The 575-nt window shown below is 42.8% G+C and carries 1 protein-coding gene; it reads right to left on the reverse strand.

Features of this window, described 5'->3' with window-relative positions:
• On the reverse strand, positions 1–575 hold a 575-nt coding region (locus tag JWH17_RS23265; RefSeq protein ID WP_205225090.1), incomplete at both ends, for a HipA domain-containing protein.

Here is a 575-nt window from a genome sequence, read left to right on the forward strand (position 1 = left end):
CTGTCTTTTCGGCCATATCAAGCATCAGTTGCGTTGCCATTTTCGGAGAAAACCCGACCTGTGTAGCGGTACTGATAAAATGACGCGGTTGGATCATAGAAAAATGGTATTGTTTGTTTTTCCCTTGTAATGCCATAGCCATTTTTGCCTTTTTGGTCTCTATGCCTCTAGACTGAAAGATAGGAAAAGCGGACAGTACATCATACAAAGGGGTTAAACGAAAAGATGTTCCTGATTCAATGAAGATGGAAAAGTTTTTCCCGTGCCCATCTACCGCAGCCAGCATCCAGAACAGGATTTGTGATTTAAAGAACATTTCTCTATCGTCGATTGCTTTTTGTGAGCCCAAAAGCATCGTCATGATAAATTCAATACCTTGCCCCCCATTAGATTCATATTTTAATGCAGGTGCAATACCCAAAGCCTGACAGCAATCCTCCTGAGGAAGGCGCAACAGCCAGTCTCCAGATGAAGACCATTTTCGGTCAAAACGCTCTACGATAAGTACCTTTTTTTGGCCGAACATTGCCAATTCAGCGTTGGCGACTGGAAATCCAAATTCTCTTGCTATACAC

The organism is Desulfogranum marinum, from assembly GCF_016918565.1.
GTDB classification, from domain to species: Bacteria; Desulfobacterota; Desulfobulbia; order Desulfobulbales; family Desulfobulbaceae; genus Desulfogranum; species Desulfogranum marinum.